The organism is Erwinia sp. 2186, assembly GCF_057812255.1.
The window spans coordinates 854,345-872,489 of the sequence record NZ_CM173824.1 but is presented as its reverse complement, the minus strand read 5'-3'; the positions used below and the strand labels follow the sequence as shown (position 1 = coordinate 872,489).

Sequence of the window (18,145 nt, the reverse complement as noted above, 5' to 3'; positions counted from 1 at the left end):
TATAATCCTCATTTATTTTTACCCTCAGCTTCGGATGAAGCTCCATTAATATCCTTAGCAAATCCAGTAGCAAACTCAGAAGCAACACCACCCCAAAAATCATAAACTATATTTGGTAGCTCTTTTCCTGTCACTGAGTTCACTACCCCCGGCATATATTGACCGAATATCCCACAGGCCCATGCCCCGGCGGCTGAACTACCTACAGCCAAGGCATCTGGTCCATCAGTGAATACAGATCCTGCTGCTGCAATGCCTACGTTCTTCCAGATATCTCGACCAGGTGCAAGTGCGCCAGTAACGGCTGCCGAGGCGCTCCCCCAGTAATCCCAGCTATTATTTTCATTGCCTGGCTGGCTAAGATCGAACCATTGATAAGTACCATTAGCAATCTCCGCTATTGAAGCACCTGCAATAACTTTACCTATACTTGCTGCCGGGCCTAAATAAGCCGCTCCGGCAATAAGCACGCCATCTTTATATCCCTCAACAATGGCCTTGGTAATATTCGCGCCTTCCGGTAAATCACCTTTCGCATTCTTAATAAGCGCCGTGTTAATTACTTCCGTGGTTGCTCCGGCATCAATCATTGAGCTTCCCAGCGAAGCCGCTGCCTGACCGTAACTACCCAGACCACCGGGTAGTGAAAGATTGTTGTTCTCGGACGAATTCTTACCTGCCTGCGCACTTGCCACAGCATTACCGGTGCTGTCACCAACAATGCCGCCTGCAAGGCCCGCTGCTAGCGTTCCCAGTGCACTGATGGTCTGTCGTTGTTCTTCCGTAAGATCTTTGCGGTCAATCCCCGGATAAAGCTGCTGCGCGATATACTCGCCTGTTGTCGCGCCTGCGGCTCCGGCAAGCGCTGAGTTGCCCTGTGCCTGAGCAACCACCGCACCCAGCACGGCATGCGCAATCAGGTTCGCTTCGGTGTTGACCTTGCCTGACGCGTCCGTGGTCATATTATGGATTTGTTCAGCAAGGTAAGGACTCGCCGCGCCACTTACCGCCTGCGCGATATTCCCGCCCGCAAGCCCCTGTATGGCAGCCGTAGCTGCACCGATCCCCTGTTGCAAACTACTGCCGGTGCCATAGGGTGCCATCGCCGTGTTATAAGCCTGTTTTGCAACATCTTCATCCGTATATGGCTTACCGGAAGCGGCCAGCTTGTCTCTGGCTGCCTCAAGCGCGGCCGGATCGTTCTTGGCTCTCTCTCCGGCAATCTGCCCCTGCGTCCGTGCGATATCCCCGACCTGTGCACCGATTTGACCAATTAGCTGGGCTTCCTTCAGGCGCTGCTGCTCTTTCTCTTTATCGAAGATTTTTCCTAGCCCGGCATTTGCATTCTTAGTATCGCGGCTGATATCCGCCACGCTTTGCTGCTGACCTTGCGGATCGCGAATGACAATCGTGCCTTCACTGACCGCCGATTTGGTCGTTGAGCTGTCGCTTCCGCTGCGGTTGGCACCGGTCAGCAGGTTATTCGCCGCATTTCCCGCAAACTGTGTCCCCATACTGCCGCCGCTGCTGACGCCCACGCTCTGGTGCTGAACCTTATATTCGGCCTCGTTTTTTATGTCGCTCCAGCCCAGCGTGCCGGTATCCAGCCTGTTTTTATCCGCGTCTGCCGATGAGTCCATCACCGCACCGTTCAGCTGCGTGTGTTCGCCGACGGTCACGTCAAAGCCGCCGCTGCCGGCAAATATTCCGGTCTGCTCCTGCACCGAGCGCCAGGTGCTGTGCATTTTATCCTGACTGAGGCTGACCGTGCCGCTGCCGCCGCCCATGCTGACGCTGCCGCCCGCGCTGGCGTTCTGCTGCTTCGAGTCGTAATTGTCGCTGTCCTGCTCGCTGGTCATCGTCAGGTTGCGGCCGACCTCGAGAGCCACCTTCTCGCCACTGACCTGCGCACCGGTCAGCGTGGTGTCCCGGCCGCTGACAATGTTGAGATTATTACCGGCGCTGACGGTGGTTTCATTGTGGGTGGTGCCGTTACCGCTTTCGCTGCCTCTTCCGGCATTGACGCTGGCGTTCAGCGACAGTCCGTTGGCACCCTGACCAAAGTTGATGCCGACGCCAACGGAGGCTCCCTGGCTCTTGTTTTTTCCCTCCAGCTTCTGGCTGTCCTGCGAAGAAATCAGGTTCAGGTCACGCGCCGCGCTCAGGCTTGCATCCCCGCCCGCCTGCAGCTTGCTGCCCTGAATGTTGATGTCGGTCTTGCTGGCGGTAATGCTCAGATTATTGCCGGCCGTCAGCTGGCTGCCCTGGTGTTGGTTCTGCGGCATCGTCTGTTCAGATTTTGACGACTGGCTGCCATACGACAGGTTAACCCCCACCAGGCTTCCCGCACTTCCCCCGGCCTCCGCCAGTGACGCCCCCTGATAAGCCTGAACCCCGGTCAGTGCAGCCTGCATCCCCTTGAGCACCGCAAGCCGTCCGCTGGTTTCACTGCCGGCATCGGTTGCCATGGTCACCGCCGAATTGATTGCGCTGCCCACCACGCCCGACAGCGCCAGCGTCAGGCCGCTCTGCTTCTGCTCCACGGTGTGCTTCTGCGTGCTCTGATTTTCGGCCGCGAGGATATTCACCTCGCTGCCGCTCAGAGTCAGATCCTGAGCGGCCAGCAGGTCAGAGCCTTTCACCGTCAGGGTGTTGCCGGCGGTCAGGCTGACATTGCCGTTGGTGCTGCCCACCGTGCTGCCCGCGCTGCTGTGGGATAACGCATCGTCGGTCACCTTCAGTGAGCTGCTGCCGGCCGTGAAGCCTATGCCTCCGGTGCCGGACAGCCCGCTTTTGGTTTCTTTATACTGGTGATTTTCCTGCCGCATTTCTTCTGCGGTGGTGAGGGTCAGATCGCGGCCTGCCGACAGCGCCACGTCATTGGTACCAACAACATTGCTGCCGCTTAGCGTCAGATCGCGCCCCGCCTGCAGCGACACGCTGTCGCCGCTGAAGCTGCTACCGATCGCGGTCTGACTCTGCACCTCGTCGTGAGTGGTGACCGATTTCCGCGACAGCAACCCGCCGCTGCTCTGGTGGCTGTCTTCCGTCAGGTGGTAAGTCGCATTGCCGCTGGTCAGATTAAGGTCGTTGCCCGCCACCGCGGTGAGGCTGTCCTGCGCGGTAACCGCCGCCGCGCGCGCGTTAAGGTCGTTGCCAGCCAGCAGCGACACGTCGCCGCCGCCGTTAATCTGGCTGCCCACCTCCGTGCTCTGCGTCAGGCTGCGGGAATTGCCGCCGCCCCAGTCGCTGCTTTCGCTGCCCGTGGTGGTCAGGGTGTTCAGGTTGAGGTCGTGCCCGGCAATAATCTGCGTCTGGCTGCCCGCGCCAGCGTTACTGATTTGCGCCGCGGTCAGGTTGATATCATTCATCGCCTGCAGGCCGAGCGTGCCGTTTTCACCCTGCACGTAAATGCCCGCCGGACGGTCAAAGGTGATGTTGCCCGTGCTGCCGCCCAGCGTGCTGATGCTGTTAAGGTCGCGCCCGGCAATGGCGGTCAGGCTACTGCCGCCCTGCAGCGTGCCGCCAATGTTGTTGATGTCGGTGCGGGCACGCAGGTCAACCTTATCACCGCCGATAAAGCCGCTGTTATTCAGGTTATCCGCCGTCAGTTGGGTCACCGTCCGGCCGGTAATGTGCCCGCTGTTGGTCAGATCGTTGCTGACCGCCAGCGACACGCCGTTGCCCGACAGCAGCGCACCGCTGCCGTCCAGGTCGCCCGGCTTCACGCGGGCATACAGCTGCGGCACCAGAACCTGTTGCGTGCTGCCGTCCGGCAGGCTAACCGTCTGCGTCACCAGCCAGACCATATCGCTGGTCAACAGGGCCATCTGCTGCGCCGACAGCGCCACGCCTGGCGTCAGGCTGTATGTTTTGCCAAAGAGCACGCCGGCGTCCATCAACGCCCGGTACTGCGCCTCGTCATTGCTGTAGCCGTTCAGATAGCGGTTGCCCGTCAGCGCAATGACCTGCCTGCGGATCAGCTGCTGCTCGTAGTAACCATCGCCCAGACGGCGCAGCACGTTATTCGGATCCTGGGTGAACTGGTTCTGCATATAGTCGCTGCCGAGCCACTGTTTCTGGTTGGTGAAGCGCGGATCGGTCTCCACCAGATAACCAACGTTACTGTCAGGATGTAGCTGGAACAGGCTGTTGTCCGGCAGTTTCGTGTCCGGCGCTATCGCGCGGATGGTGCTGTTATCGCTGCCTGGCTGAACAATTTCCAGGATTTGCCCTGGCGGCAGCGTAACGGGTGTCTGCCCGGCCGGGGCAGACACGGCGTCAGGATCGACAACCGTCACCGTGATGCCTGCGGGCTGTCGGCTGGCGGTGGAGGTCCCGCTACCGTTCACCGGCTCATTGCCCTGCCAGGCCAGGGTAAGCAAATCAATGGTCTGCACGACAGGCTCCGGATCATATTCACTGCTGTCTTTACCCTGCGAGGTTTTGGTTGGGCCTAACGGTTGTCGTGTCTTTTTGGCATACCAGCGGGTCTGCGTGCCGGTATCGGTGATCACCCGCTCCCCGGTGGTGGCGATGTTATTCAGCTCGCCAATCGCACCGCCGAGCAGCCCCCCGGCGACGATACGGCTGTCATGATTATTGACCTGGCTGCTGTTGATGGTCAGGTTGCCGCCGGCAATAATCTGCCCCGGATCGCTTTCCGTCACCTGGGTTTCGGTGATAGTGCGGTCGTACTGGTATTCGTAAAAGGTCCCGCCACTGCTGCCGTCAGGCATTATCGCCTGACGCACGCCATATTGGTTTGAGTTGCTGGTATCAATGTCCGCCCAGTCATACCGGGTGATTGCACCGCTGAGCACCGCTTCATGATGCGAAGACTGCTCCACCACCACCGTATCGGTTACCAGATTATCGTTGATGTTGTCGATCTGCCCGATATCGAGGGCCATGTTCCCGGCCGACTCCAGCGTAGCGCTGTGGTTGTTGAACACTGAGGCCTGGCCGGTCGCCTTCCAGCTGCCGTTCAGCAGGCCGCCGATGGCGAGGTCGCCACCGCTGTAAATCAGACCGTGGTCGCGGTTGTTCAGCGTCTGCACGCCGATATCCAGCCGGTCGCGCGCGGCGATGGTGGCCGCCGTGCCGTTTTCCGCCTGGTTGGTCAGCGTGCCGGTTTGCAGCGCGATATGGTCACCGTACAGACGGCCGCTGCCAATGTTGTTCAGTGAAGCCGAAACGATATGCGTCAGGCCGCCGTCCAGCAATCCACTGTTGGTGAAGTTACCGCTAATCAGCAGGTGATTTTCGCCGGCGCTGATTTCTGCCGACTGCCGGTTATTCAGGCTGCCGGCGTTCAGCGTTAAGGTTCCGCCCGCCTGAATCAGCGACTGATTCACCAGCCCGCCGCCGCCCAGGTTGAAGGTCATATCGCCATTGGCAATCACCTGGCCCTGGTTGAAAAAGGCCTGCTGCAGCACCAGCGTCATCGCATTCTGCGACAGCACCCGGCCATCGCCGCCCAGCGCATCGGCACTGAGGTTCAGCGCGTTGCCGGCAATCAGCGTGCCGCCGGTGTTGGTCAGCGTCAGGGTGTGCGCGCCATTGACCGCCAGCGTCCCGCCGGACGATAGCAGGCCGCTGCTGTTGTTCAGCGTGCTGCCGGTATTCAGCGCCAGCAGCTCGCTGGCCCGCACGGCGCCGGCGCTGTTATCCACCGTGGCGCTGTTGAGGGTGACCGACTGGCCTTCAATACCGGTATGGTCTGACTGCGTGTGGCGGTTGGTCAGCCTGCCGCTGGAGAGCGCCAGGCTTTTGCCGCTGCGGATCAGCCCGGCGGTGTTATCAAGATCCGCGCCTGCCGTGGCGATCAGCGCGTTACCGACCACCTGAAGCTGTCCGCCGGCGTTATTCAGCACGCCGGTCAGCAACTGCGCGTCGCCCGTGGCGGCTATCACGCCGCTGCCGTTATCCAGCTGCTGTCCTTCGGTGTTCAGGCTTAATGCGCCCGAGCTAATCAGCTGCCCCGCGCCGTTAAGCAATGCGCCGGTCAGCAGCGTTAGCGTCTGCCCCGCGGTGAACAGGCCGCGGCCGTTGTTCAGGGTGTTGCCCCGGGTGTTCAGCGACAGCGCCGTACCGGCCTGGACCACACCACGCTGATTATTCATCGCGTTGCTGGTGAGGGTGAGCCCGGCATCGCTGGCGAGGGTGCCGTCCTGATTGCTGAGGCTGAGCCCGGTCAGCGTGGCATCGTCCGCCGCACCAATAAATCCGGCGGCGTTATCGATGTCTCCGGCGCGCAGCACCAGCGTGCTGCGGCTGAGAATGCCGCCATTGCTGCCGCTGTCGCGGTTGCTCAGCGCGCCCGCGCCGGTATCCAGCGTCATCGCGCCGTCGGACTGCAGCAGGCCGCCGTCATTGTTCAGCCCGTTGCTGTTAACCGACAACGCAGCACCCGCCGCAATCACGCCCTGCTGGTTGTCGAGGCCATCGCTAAGCAGCGTGAACTCCCCGACCGCCGAGAGTTTTCCGCTGTGGTTAGTCAGGCTGCCGGCGCTCAGGTTGAGGTGGCCGCCGGAGGCGATGCTGCCGCCCTGATTATCCAGCGCGCCCTCGACGGTCACCGTCAGCGGCCCGCTGCCGGTTTGCCGCATTGTTCCCTGACGGTGGGACAAGGCGGTGGCCGTAACCGTGAGGCTGCCGGCCTGCGTATTGGCATTATCCAGTACCAGCCGCCCGCTGTTCAGGCGCAGGCTGCCCTGGGTACGAAGCGACCCCGCAGATCCGTTCATCTCGCCGGTGGCGATCGACAGCTCGCCGTCCCCCAGATGCAGCAGCGAGCCCTGCTGGTTAGTGAAAGTGGCGCCGTTGAGGGTGAGGTTTTTGGCGTTAGCGCCCAGCGTGCCCTGCGTGTTATCAATGCCGTCGGCAAACGACAGGGTCAGATCGCTTTGCCCCAGCTGCTGGAGCAGGCCCTGCTGATTGTTCAGCGAATGCGCGGTCAGCGTCAGTGTGTCTGCAGATACCTTGCCGCCGCTGTTATGCAGGCCACCCGTGGCGGTGGCGGTTAAGCCATGAGTCGCCTCCATGGTGGCACTGGCTGTGCTGATATCACCCGCGCTGGCCTGAAGCACAATCTCGCTGCCGTGGGTCTGGCTGCCGCTGAAGTTGACCGTCGTCCCTTTTGCCGTGAGCCGTCCTGCCGCCACCGCCTTGCCGTTGACCGTCAGTTCGCCCCGGCTGTTCAGCGCTAAATCTCCGGCTGCGGCCTTGCTACCGTCGCTGTTAATTCCGGCGCCCAGCGCTCCGTCTGCATCGCTGCGGATGGCCGCCGCGTTCAGTGTGGTCTGCTTACCGGCGGCGACTGAACCACTGTTGCTCAGCAGGCCAGCGGACTGGACATCGGTGTTGACCGCCGCGTACATTTTGCCGCTGTTAGCCACGCCGCCCTGCGAGGCAAGCCGCAGATTTTCTGCGGCGTTGAGGGTGCCGCGGTTAGTGATGCTACCGTCCGCGTTGACAACCACGTCACCCGCCGACGCGCCGATATTTCCGGCGTTGTGCACGCCGACGCCTTTTTCGGTACCCAGCAGGCGGATTTTACTGGCGTACATGCCGCCGAGGGCCGCCACGTCGATGGCCACAACCGGCGACACGCTACCGTCCGCCGCTTTCGCCGTCACCTCGTTGTGTTGCGCACCAACGCGATTACGCCCCGCCGTCACCTTCAGATCACTGGCCCAAATCCCGGCGTTGACGCTGACCGCACGGGCAATCAGATCGGTGCTGTCCTGCAGGCCGCTGTCGAGCCCCGCCCCTTTCACCACAATCTGACCTTTGTCGACCTCATAGCCGGCGATCAGGCCATTTTTCATCTGCGGCTGGCCGGTAGTCAGCGTCGCGCGGTTGGCGTTGATAAAGCCGCAGCCGTCACAGGTAATACCGGACGGATTAGCGATCACCACCTGCGCTTTTTTACCGGCAACCTCCACGTAACCGTTGAGCAGACTGGGAATGCGCGAATTCACTTCGTTGAGGATCACGCTGGCCTCGCCGCGTGCCAGCCACGGGTTGCCGGTGACCATGCCGGCCAGTTGTGACTGCGTGTTGGCATGTGAGTTATTCAGCACCACGCCGTGTTTATCCACGTCAAACTGGCTGTAAACGTTGCGGGAAACCCCGCCCGCGCTCGGCGTCTGGATATTGATCTGCGGCGTGCCGTTAGCGGCGTTAATGATAGTCGCCTGCTGGCTGCCGGGTGCGCTGCGGTCGGCCACCACGACCGCCTGGGTTGACAGGGTGATGCAACCCAGTGCCAGCAGTAGCGCGAACTGCAGCGGAGACAGGACGCTGACGCGGCGGCGCAGCGTCTGGCCAAGGCCGGAAGATGGGGAAGAGGAAGAACGGCCGGAAGCGGCGATATCGGCCACTACCATCAGCATGCCGCGCGCTTTATTAAACACGATACGGAAAAGGTTCTTATTCATCACAGTATCCTTACTGTTATTCGGCGCCTGCGGCAGTTAGCGATTCCGGCCCTGCACGGGGTTAAAACTGAGTGTTGAGGTTAAAACCGAGTGACAGCGGATCGGTTTTAAAGCCATCAGGTTTGGAGAACGGCACGGCGGCGAACAGGTCGTAGCCAATACTGAAGGCCGCGCCGCGCACGCCAATGGCTCCGCCGGCCAGATGGTTGCCCACCAGGTACTGCGTGCCGTTGCCGCCCACTTCGCCGTAATCCACGCCCAGATAAATCTCCTGCGACGGCAGCGGCGTAAACCAGCCGATATCATTGCGCACAAACCAGCCGCGATCGGCATTCAGGCTGCGCTCGCCATCAAAGCCGCGCACCGACCAGCGGCCACCAATGGCAAACTGATCCTGCGGCGTCAGCAGGGTATTGCTGACCTGCCGTTGATACTGCACGTTGTAATGGAAGCGCTGGCTGGCGAGGGAAAACGGCACGTCCAGCTGGGCGTTGAGCTGCAGGATTTTCGACAGCGCGGTGGCATCGCCAAAATATTCTTCCGGGGCCGGCATCGCGCCGAACCAGCGGGTACCGCGCTGATAGCTGGCGCCAGCATCAAGCATGGATTGCCCGATATAGTGACGGTGCTGTAAGCCGATGCGCCATGCCGAGGTGCGACGGCGCTGAACCTCCACCTCGGTGTCGTTGATAAAGTTTTTCGACTCTTTTGCCAGCACGTCGTAAGTGACGGTGGTTTTCTGGCTGCTATTGCGGTGCAGCACCCGGCTGAGCTGGAAATCCAGGTTCTGGCTTTGGCCGCTGTAGCGGTAGTCCTGATTCAGTCCGGCCACCGTCTGGTGATAGTCGTAGCTGTTGGCGGTCACGCTCGCCGTCCAGTAGCCGAACGGCACGGAATAGTGGCCGGTCAGGTTGCGGGTGCCCTTGCCCCCGTGTTTTTCCAGGCTGGTGCTGCCGGAGAGATAGAAGAGATCGCTGAGCGAGAATGGGTTATCCAGCGACAGGGTTAAGCCGCCCTGATAGCGCCCGGTGCTGCGGGTGCCGGCGTCGTCCAGCGATGCGCCGACGCGCCACATTTTTGTCTGCTGCCAGCTAAGCTGCACGTCGCTCTCGCCCGGCTGCTCGCCGGGCACAATCTCCATGCTGGCCTGCACCGTCGGCAGCCGCTGCAGGTTTTCCAGCCCCTGCTCAATGTCGCGTAAATCAAGCAGATTGCCGGCATGGGCCGGGAAGGCAGCGTACAGCGAAACGTAACGGTCGCTGCCCGGCGTCAGGACCACCTTGCGCACCTTGCCGGGCACAATCACCAGCTTTAGCTCGCCGCTGGTCAGATCCTGGGCCGGTGCCAGCACCCGCGTGGTGATATAGCCATGATCGATTAGGCGGTTCTGCAGCGCGCTCATCAGCAGGTTAATGCCCTGACCGCCGAGGCACTGACCGGTGGCCTGACGGGTGATAAGCCGCAGCGGCAGCCAGTGCGGTAAGACGTCTTTGCCGCTGAGCACCACCTTATCGATTGGAAAACAGGGGTTTTCCTGTGGAAACTGAATGCGGCTGAAGCTGGACGCAGGCGGCGAGAGGCGCACGTCGGGTGTAGGCGGTGTGAGCTGCTGCTCCAGCGCTTTTTGCCGCTGCTGTTGCAGAACAAGCGGTTCATCGCCAGGCGCGGCGAGGGTGTCATTTGGCCCAAAAAAAACAGAGAAAATCGCCAATAGCACCGCGTAGCGGCTGCAGGTTAAACGCGGGGAATGTAATGACATATAACAATCCTTGTTATAGAAAAATTATCTGACCCGCAGATTCCTTCCAGGGGCCCTGGTTAACGCCTGATGAGACATTGACCTCTTGATATCACTGGTACTAATCGCTCACACAATAAGCACAGGTGAACGGGAACGCAACGATATTTAAGCTAAATTTCGCGGCCTCAGTCTTATCCTAAAGAGTCAGCCGCAGCGTCCTAATCCACAGTTTCAGACGTTTATTGGGGACTAATAGAAGCAATTAAACAGCGGTTTTCGAAACAGGTTTAAAAATTAACAGATCGCGAATCTGACCATGATTAAAACCGTGAAATAATACCCTTACGAAAATATTGATCAAAAGCTGTACAGTCTGGTATAAGTGCTCAAGCCGATTTTAGCGTCAGCCTCTCAGCCTTAACTTATTCTATTCATTGAAATATTTTATACGCGGATTGAGATAAGAACGCCTTTTACTTCATAATTAATTCATACATAAAGTGTTCTAAAAGGAAATAGAATGATGCTAAAGTGTTTCCGTCATCCACAGAAATGCCACCAGGCGACGACTTTTCCTAACGATTATTTGACTTAAATCTCTCATATCTCGCCTCTGATCCTCACCTCAAAACTCTAATTTCAGAGGGTTAATTTATTACAGAAGTGGAGTCATCTGCACCATGCCCAAGCAAAGAGTTGTCAAATCTCCGGGTGAAGAACATCTCGCTTTTATGTGCCGTTCCGCCTTTATTATTGGTTTAATCGTGATATGTGGTTGGTGTACGGTATTTCTTATTTTACATGAATGGTCGATGGCCTCTTCAGATATCCTCCTGATTATTTCCGCAATTATCTGCTGGGGCGTAACGGAAAAGAGAAGTTTTTCGGCAGGTCTGATGCTTGCTCAGATAGTTCATATTGCCTACGCCATCTATTTCTGTTTATTTTTCGACATCCCTGAAATTGATGTACCAAGAACAACCCACCTTTATCTTCTGACGATTGCGCTGGTTGGCTATATCAATTACCAAAGGCAGAAGAGTCTGCTGCAACTGCTCATAATATTACTCTCGCTGGCGACGTTCAGCGTATTTAGTGCAGCCAATTTGGTCTTCCCTTTCGCAGAACCTATTCCGCCTGAACTCAGATCGGTTCTCCCCTGGATTAACGGCATATTGTCGACCGCTATCCTCTCTGGGGGCATCGTCGCCATGCATATAGATTTCTCCCGCAGAAGCGAAAAAATCCGATCTCTTCAGAATGCGATTTATAACGACGAATTCGTTATCTATTACCAGCCGCTGCTTAATTCGTTGGGTCATATTTCTGGGGCCGAAGCGCTGTTACGCTGGAATCATCCCAAAAAAGGGTTGGTTCCACCGTCGGAATTTATTCCCGATGCGCAGCAAGCCGGGCTGATGCCTTCGGTGGGTGAATGGGTGATCGTGAATGCCTTTAAAGAATTAGCGGAATGGCGGTTGGATCCCAAAACCAGTCACCTGACGCTATCTATTAATGTCACCGTCGACCATTTGATGAAGCCAGACTTTGTTCAAAGCCTGCTGAACCAGGCCAAAATTGCGCAGATCACCCCCTCACTGGTGAAGATTGAACTCACCGAAAGCGTTTTTGCCTCTGATATTGAAACCGTAGTAGCAAAAATGAGTGCGCTATCGAATGCAGGATTTAGATTCTCGCTGGATGATTTTGGTACCGGTTTTTCATCATTAAGTTACCTTCGCCGTCTGCCTCTTGAGCAAATAAAAATCGACCGCAGTTTCGTGTTTGGCGCGAAAGAGAGCATGAAAGGCGCCGTTATCGCCAGGCATATTGCGCGAATGGGGCTCGATCTGAAACTTGAGGTGCTGGCAGAAGGGATTGAAACACCGGAACAATGGTCGTTGATGAAGAGTTTTGGCTGCACTGCATTTCAGGGCTTTTACTTCTCCCGCCCGTTAAGCATCGCGGATTTCAGGGAATTTACCCACAAAAAGGCCGCCCCGTAGGCGGCCTCTTGCGACACTTCCGTATGCAACCCTTCCTTATTTGTACAATTCTGCAGTCATATACACGTTGTTATTGGTGTTAGCACTGGTGATTTTGTACTGCTCGCCGTGTTGCTGTGCCTGTGCAGCGATTTTAGCTTCAGCGCCGTCCAGAGTTGATGAGGTAACGGAGACGCTCTGCGCGAAGCTACCAAATGAAATCAGGGAAAGAGCGGCTACAGCGGCAAGTGACAGTGTTTTGATGGTTTTCATGGTTGTAATCCTTAAGTTATTTGTTTTGGAGGTTTGTTTGCCTCCGATGAAACAATCATAACTCAAGTTATTATTAGTGTAGTAACAATTAGTGCTGTTATTGTGATCTTGCTATCTATTATTAACATCCCTATCCCGCACGTTGAGGCTTCAGGCCGGGGCCCGATGTAGATTATTCTCCAGAGTCTCTCTATGATGAGAAGGTTTCCCACACGCTTGTTGGGACTTATCAACCAGTTAGGGACTTCGGCGGGATGACAACTTTACATGACCTTGATTTGCGACAGCTGGAAGCCTTTGCCAATGTCATCTCCTCTGGCAGCGTGACGGCGGCGGCGAAAGTGCTGGATCGTTCACAATCTTCGGTTTCCCGGCTGATCCAGGAGCTGGAGCAGTCGCTGGGTTATCCCCTCTTTATCCGTAACGGCCCGCGCATTCACCCCACGGAAGAAGCGCTTCAACTGCATCAGTACGTGCAAAAAGCGCTGCTGTCGCTGCAACAAATCCGCCTGCGCGCCAATGAAATTGGCCATCAGCAGCATCGCCCACTGAGTATTGCGGCCACGCCCGCTCTGGCCGCAGGTTTGTTACCTCAGGCGCTGGCATTGCTGGGCCTGCAAAACAAAGTACAGATTGTCAGCCAGTCCGCTGAACAAACCGCGCATGCCGTGATCACCGCCGAAGCGGATCTGGGTTTGTGTAGCCTGCCGCTGGAACATCATGCGGTGGATTTGCACTGGATTGGGCAATCCCGATGCGTGGTCGCGCTGCCAGAAAGCGATCCGCTGGCATCAGAAGAGTTAATTGCCATTGGTCGTTTAGCTGGCAGGCGTTTAATTGTGCCGTGGAGCCCGCTGCGCCTGCGAGGACGTTTCGAAAAGGCGCTGAAAAAGCTGAAGATCCCGCCTCATGAAACCATCGAGACCAACTCCTCCGCCAATATTCTCGCCTGCGTGCGTGCCGGTCTTGGCGTCGCCATTCTGGAGCCGGTCACCGCCTGGGGAATGCCGCTGGAAGGCGTCGCTATTCGCACGCTGGAAGAAGAGATCCCCTACTTTTTTGGGGTGATCACCCCGCAGGGTCGGCAACTCTCAGCGGCAGCTCAGTCGCTGGTTGAAGCGCTGGAGACCGCAGCCGCCAACCTGCTTCCCGCCTTCCAGCGGCTGCCGGCCACCGAACATCAGCGGGTTATGAAGCTGATAAATCAGGACTGATTTTCCAACACCCTCCTTTTCTGAACGCCCCGCCACTCATCTCAACACGCCTTTTCACTGCCGCCGCCTGCGGCATATGCTTTTTTCAGCATAAGATATAAGAATTTCATTGGTTAACAAGTAATCACCCTGCTTGACTCCCATCCGGGGGAAGTGGATTATGCGAAAACTGATTTATTACCATGCGCCAGACAGATAATGAATGCTAAATCATGCGCCAGGCAGATAATAAAATTATCTCTCCACGGGCATAAATTTGCTGGATTTCATCTTCGCCAGGCCTTTACCGCAGCACTTGTGACAGACTGAATTCACCACAAGTCGGGGAAATTTATAATGACAACGCCTGCACCTTCGCCACTGCCAATCGGCCTTTCCGGGTTGGAAGCCCAGCTTCAGCAAGATCTGGAGTTTCTGGAGCTGCCCGCAAAACCCTGGGTTCCTCAGCATCAGTATCAGGGCGAAGCCGTACGCGATGTTGTGGTCATTGGCGCGGGCATGTGCGGACTGGCCGCCACGGCCAGGCTGGTGCTGAGCGGCATCAATAATGTCATCGCTTATGATGCGGCCCCGCAGGGTTTAGAAGGACCGTGGATTACCTTCGCCCGCATGGAAACCTTGCGATCGCCGAAAACGCTGCACGGCCCGGCGCTGGGTCTGCCTCAGCTGACCTTCCGCGCCTGGTTTACCGCGCAGTGGGGCCAGCAGGCCTGGCAAGAGTTGGACAAGATCCCAAAAAGCCAGTGGATGGAATACCTGGTCTGGTATCGCCGCGTGCTCAATCTTCCGGTGCAGAACAACGTGCGCATGACCGGCATCTCGCAGGTTGGCGAATTTATCGCGCTCGATGTTGAAGGCGCGGAAACGGGCCGTGTGCTGGCCCGTCGACTGGTTCTGGCCACCGGACGGTCCGGATTGGGCGGTTTCGCCGTGCCGGACTTCCTTAACGGTATCGATCGCGCTTACTGGGCACACTCGGCGGACGACATTGATTTTGCCGCGCTGCAAGGTAAACGAGTGGCGGTGATCGGCGCGGGCGCGTCCTCAATGGATAACGCCGCCACCGCACTTGAAGCGGGTGCCGGTTCGGTAGAAATGCTGATCCGCCGCAAAGAGATGCCACGCATCAATAAAATGACCGGGATTGGCAGCCAGGGCGTAGTACACGGCATGCATCAGTTGCCGGATGCCTGGAAGTGGAAGTTTGTCGACTACACCGCTTCCACCCAGACGCCACCGCCGCGCTCTTCAACGCTGCGCGTGTCGCGCCATCCCAATGCCCGCTTCCTGCTGGACTGCGGCATCATCGCGGTAAAACAGCAGGCGGACGGGCTGCTGATTGAAACCACTCAGGGGCCTCGCCAGGCTGATTTTCTGATCGCGGCCACCGGCTTTTCCAATGACTTTAACGGCCGCCCGGAATTTTCCGCGCTGGCCTCGCATATCCGCAACTGGGCCGACGGACGCTATCAGCCCGCGATGGGACCCGCCAGGCAGAATATGTTGGAAGCGCCGGATCTTGGCCCATCCTTTGAGTTCCGCGAGCGTGTGCCGGGTGCCTGCCCGATGCTGGCACATATCCACTGCTTTAATGATGCGGCGATGCTGACGCACGGCAAGGTCTCCGGTGATATTCCGGCAGTCAGTGCCGGTGCCGATCGTCTGGTTCGCGGCATCACCGCCTCGCTGTTTGCAGAGGATGTCGACGCCCACTTTGCCAGCATGGTGGCTTACGACATCCCGGAACTGCAGGGTGACGAATGGGTTGATTCAACCCCCTTGCTACATCAGGAGAACACGTTGTGATCGACGCAATAGATAAGGCTGCCGGACTTTCACCGGACGACGCGCTGTTTAAGGCCCGTCGCTTTCGGACAGAATTTGTGGAGGGCGCAGAGCTTTGCCGCCTGTCTGTTTTACAGCCAGAGGACAATCAGGGACTGGCGCCGGCCTTGCGCCTGGCGCTTGCTCACCGCATGGCTGCGCTGAATGCCGCAGAAGAATTGATGGCGGACTATGAAGTGCAGCTGGCCGCGCTTTCCCCTTCGGAACAGTTGCTGAAGCTGGCGAATGGCGAAGTCGATCTGGATGAGCCGCTGGCGACGATTGTCCGCCATGCCGATCTGGTCACCATGACCCCGAGCGAGGCCGCTGCCAGCGATATGACCCGTCTGCAGCAGGCCGGGCTGAACAATGCGCAAATCGTTGCGCTGTCCGAGCTGATCGCTTTTGTTAACTTCCAAACGCGCGTTGCCGCTGGCCTGCGCCTGATGAGGTCCGCATGATCCCCATGGTCAGCCTGAAGCCTCTGGCCTGGCATCCTTACATCGCGCCCGTCGAAGTGGAAGACGCCACGCCGGCACAGCGTGATGCGATGAAGGTGACGCCATCCAACAAGAAGATTTCCGAGTACGTGCGCACGCTGGCGCACGATCCGGAAAGCTACGTTGCCCGCACCGTGTTGTTCAACGCCATTATGTACGTCGAGGGCGGGCTTAACCGTCCGGATCGCGAGCTGGGTGCATTAGGGGCGTCGATCGTTAACGGCTGCAAGTATTGCGCCGTGGTTCACGCACGCCGTCATGCCCAACTGACCAAAAGCGATAAGCTGGTCAGCGCGATCTATTTTGATAAACCTGAAATGCTTGGCCCGCGCGATGCCGCAATTTATCGCTTCGCCCGCCGGTTATCGGCTGCGCCTGCCGAAGCGACGGTGGACGATATCGCCTCATTGCGCTCTGTGGGTCTGGATGACGTCGAAATTATCGATCTTATCCACGCTATTTCGATTTTTGGCTGGGCAAATCGCCTGATGCACGTGCTTGGCCATGCCACGCCCGGGAAATAAAGAGGACTACCAACATGCTTGAACTCCACGATCTTAAGCTGTCTTACGGCAGTTCTCCGATCCTGAAAGGCGTCAATCTCTCGGTCAAACGCGGCGATGTGGTGTCGATTATCGGTCCGAGCGGCACCGGTAAGACCACCCTGCTGCGCTGCATAAACTATCTGGCGAAGCCCAATTCAGGGTTGATTACCTTCGACCAGGTCAAAATGGATTATCAGTCGCCCGATAAGCAGGCTATCCAGGCTATCCGCCTGCGGACGGCAATGGTCTTCCAGCAGTTCAACGTGTTTAAAAACATGACCGTGCTGCAAAACGTGATGGATCCTCTGGTGGTCGTACAGCGCAAATCGAAAGAAGAAGCGCGTGATATTGCGATGCAAGAGCTGAAGCGAGTGGGCCTTGACGCAAAACAGGATCACTACCCTTCCCAGCTTTCCGGTGGACAGCTGCAGCGAACCGGCATTGCCCGCGCGTTAGCGGTGAAACCGGATGTGATCCTGTTTGATGAGCCGACCTCGTCGCTGGATCCTGAGCTGGTTAACGAAGTGCTGAAAGTGATTCAGGACGTCACCTCGTCAGGCATCACCTCGCTGCTGGTCACCCACGAAATGCAGTTTGCCAAAAATATCTCGAACCGAATCGTCTTTATGGACCAGGGCGTTGTCGCCGCTGAAGGCACGCCGACGGAAATTTTCGATAATCCGTCCCTTCCACGACTCGCCCAGTTCCTGAATTCTGAACACGCACTCTACTAATAAAAGGAATAAAGACATGCCTGCAATCAAGACTACCTTACGTCGCCTGGCCGTTATCGGCGGCATGACGCTCGCCATGGCCTCCGCTGGATTGAGCTTCACCGCGTCTGCTGACACCGCCGTGCGCACCATTAAAATCGCCACTGCTGCTGAATCCAAGCCGCTGTCCTGGGGCGCGATTGGCGTTGAGCCAGAAGGCTACGAGCCTGACGTATTAAAAGCGATCAATGCCAAACTGCCACAGTATAAGTTTGTGATGACCGGCGCGGCAGACATCGCGCAGGAAACCGGACTGGCGACCGGGAAATACGACATGGCCACCGGCGGTTTCTATAAAGCGCCAGCCCGTAGCAAGCAGTTCCTGATCCCGGACAGCCCGATGGGTGCCAGTCTGATGAAAATCTACAGCCGCAAAGACAGCAATATCAACACCCTGAAAGATCTGGTCGGTAAGAACATCGTGCCGGTGACCGCAGGCGGCGGCGTCTACAAGCTGGTCACGCAGTGGCAGCAGGAAAATCCAAACGACAAAGTGAACATCAAAGCGTCAAGCGCCGGTGTGCCCTACCCGGATCGCCTGAAGGAAGTGCAGAACGGCAAGTACGATGCACTGATCCTGCCTTCCAACCTCGGTGAGCAGACGGTTATCGATAACCAGAAGCTGGCTATCCAGGCAAGCGAACCGATTTCCATCAACAATACCTATGTGTTGATCCACCGCTCGGCGGAAAATCAGGCGCTGAACGATGACATCAACAACGCGCTGAAAGCGCTGAAGGCCGACGGCACGCTGGATAAGCTTTCACAGAAATGGTTTGGCGAAGACGTCGTCAAATACATGAAGTAAGGCTGTTCTCATTTTGTCGCCGACGGGCAAAGCTGCAC

The 18,145-nt window shown here is 57.6% G+C and carries 10 protein-coding genes; 7 read left to right on the top strand and 3 right to left on the bottom strand.

What is annotated here, in order from left to right:
* Positions 1 to 8: 8 nt before the first annotated feature.
* Both ACXKZG_RS03985 and ACXKZG_RS03980 read right to left on the bottom strand, forming a co-directional pair.
* A complete protein-coding gene (locus tag ACXKZG_RS03985; protein ID WP_488875738.1) occupies positions 9 to 8,444 on the bottom strand; it encodes a hemagglutinin repeat-containing protein in 8,436 nt (2,811 codons plus the stop codon).
* 61 nt (positions 8,445 to 8,505) lie between these two features.
* Positions 8,506 to 10,203, bottom strand: coding sequence for a ShlB/FhaC/HecB family hemolysin secretion/activation protein (locus tag ACXKZG_RS03980; protein WP_488875737.1), 1,698 nt, complete (start codon positions 10,201 to 10,203; stop codon positions 8,506 to 8,508).
* Between the two features lie 662 nt (positions 10,204 to 10,865).
* On the opposite strand from ACXKZG_RS03980, the gene ACXKZG_RS03975 reads away from it, so the two are divergent.
* A complete protein-coding gene (locus ACXKZG_RS03975; RefSeq protein ID WP_488875736.1) occupies positions 10,866 to 12,191 on the top strand; it encodes a putative bifunctional diguanylate cyclase/phosphodiesterase in 1,326 nt (441 codons plus the stop codon).
* 36 nt (positions 12,192 to 12,227) lie between these two features.
* On the opposite strand, the gene ACXKZG_RS03970 is transcribed toward ACXKZG_RS03975, so the two are convergent.
* A complete protein-coding gene (locus ACXKZG_RS03970) occupies positions 12,228 to 12,443 on the bottom strand; it encodes a YdgH/BhsA/McbA-like domain containing protein (protein WP_013203740.1) in 216 nt (71 codons plus the stop codon).
* Positions 12,444 to 12,697: 254 nt separating this feature from the next.
* On the opposite strand from ACXKZG_RS03970, the gene ACXKZG_RS03965 reads away from it, so the two are divergent.
* From ACXKZG_RS03965 to ACXKZG_RS03940, 6 genes are all read left to right on the top strand, one after another.
* Complete coding sequence (locus tag ACXKZG_RS03965; RefSeq protein ID WP_488875735.1) at positions 12,698 to 13,657, top strand: LysR family transcriptional regulator; 960 nt, start codon at positions 12,698 to 12,700, stop codon at positions 13,655 to 13,657.
* Between the two features lie 336 nt (positions 13,658 to 13,993).
* Complete coding sequence (locus ACXKZG_RS03960; RefSeq protein WP_488875734.1) at positions 13,994 to 15,463, top strand: NAD(P)-binding domain-containing protein; 1,470 nt, start codon at positions 13,994 to 13,996, stop codon at positions 15,461 to 15,463.
* Complete coding sequence (locus ACXKZG_RS03955; protein WP_134822708.1) at positions 15,460 to 15,942, top strand: CMD domain-containing protein; 483 nt, start codon at positions 15,460 to 15,462, stop codon at positions 15,940 to 15,942. Before ACXKZG_RS03960 ends, ACXKZG_RS03955 begins: the two co-directional genes overlap by 4 nt.
* Positions 15,939 to 16,505, top strand: coding sequence for a peroxidase-related enzyme (locus ACXKZG_RS03950; protein ID WP_488875733.1), 567 nt, complete (start codon positions 15,939 to 15,941; stop codon positions 16,503 to 16,505). Before ACXKZG_RS03955 ends, ACXKZG_RS03950 begins: the two co-directional genes overlap by 4 nt.
* A 14-nt stretch (positions 16,506 to 16,519) precedes the next feature.
* Entirely contained in the window at positions 16,520 to 17,260 is a 741-nt protein-coding gene (locus ACXKZG_RS03945; RefSeq protein WP_105760157.1) for an amino acid ABC transporter ATP-binding protein, read from the top strand.
* Between the two features lie 16 nt (positions 17,261 to 17,276).
* Entirely contained in the window at positions 17,277 to 18,107 is an 831-nt protein-coding gene (locus ACXKZG_RS03940) for a transporter substrate-binding domain-containing protein (RefSeq protein WP_488875732.1), read from the top strand.
* Positions 18,108 to 18,145 lie beyond the last annotated feature (38 nt).

What these genes read in the sequence shown, in the direction of transcription:
- ACXKZG_RS03985 (WP_488875738.1), bottom strand. Translation starts at nt 8,444, where the DNA reads ATGAATAAGAACCTTTTCCGTATCGTGTTTAATAAAGCGCGCGGCATG.
- ACXKZG_RS03980 (WP_488875737.1), bottom strand. Translation starts at nt 10,203, where the DNA reads ATGTCATTACATTCCCCGCGTTTAACCTGCAGCCGCTACGCGGTGCTA.
- ACXKZG_RS03975 (WP_488875736.1), top strand. Translation starts at nt 10,866, where the DNA reads ATGCCCAAGCAAAGAGTTGTCAAATCTCCGGGTGAAGAACATCTCGCT.
- ACXKZG_RS03970 (WP_013203740.1), bottom strand. Translation starts at nt 12,443, where the DNA reads ATGAAAACCATCAAAACACTGTCACTTGCCGCTGTAGCCGCTCTTTCC.
- ACXKZG_RS03965 (WP_488875735.1), top strand. Translation starts at nt 12,698, where the DNA reads ATGACAACTTTACATGACCTTGATTTGCGACAGCTGGAAGCCTTTGCC.
- ACXKZG_RS03960 (WP_488875734.1), top strand. Translation starts at nt 13,994, where the DNA reads ATGACAACGCCTGCACCTTCGCCACTGCCAATCGGCCTTTCCGGGTTG.
- ACXKZG_RS03950 (WP_488875733.1), top strand. Translation starts at nt 15,939, where the DNA reads ATGATCCCCATGGTCAGCCTGAAGCCTCTGGCCTGGCATCCTTACATC.
- ACXKZG_RS03945 (WP_105760157.1), top strand. Translation starts at nt 16,520, where the DNA reads ATGCTTGAACTCCACGATCTTAAGCTGTCTTACGGCAGTTCTCCGATC.
- ACXKZG_RS03940 (WP_488875732.1), top strand. Translation starts at nt 17,277, where the DNA reads ATGCCTGCAATCAAGACTACCTTACGTCGCCTGGCCGTTATCGGCGGC.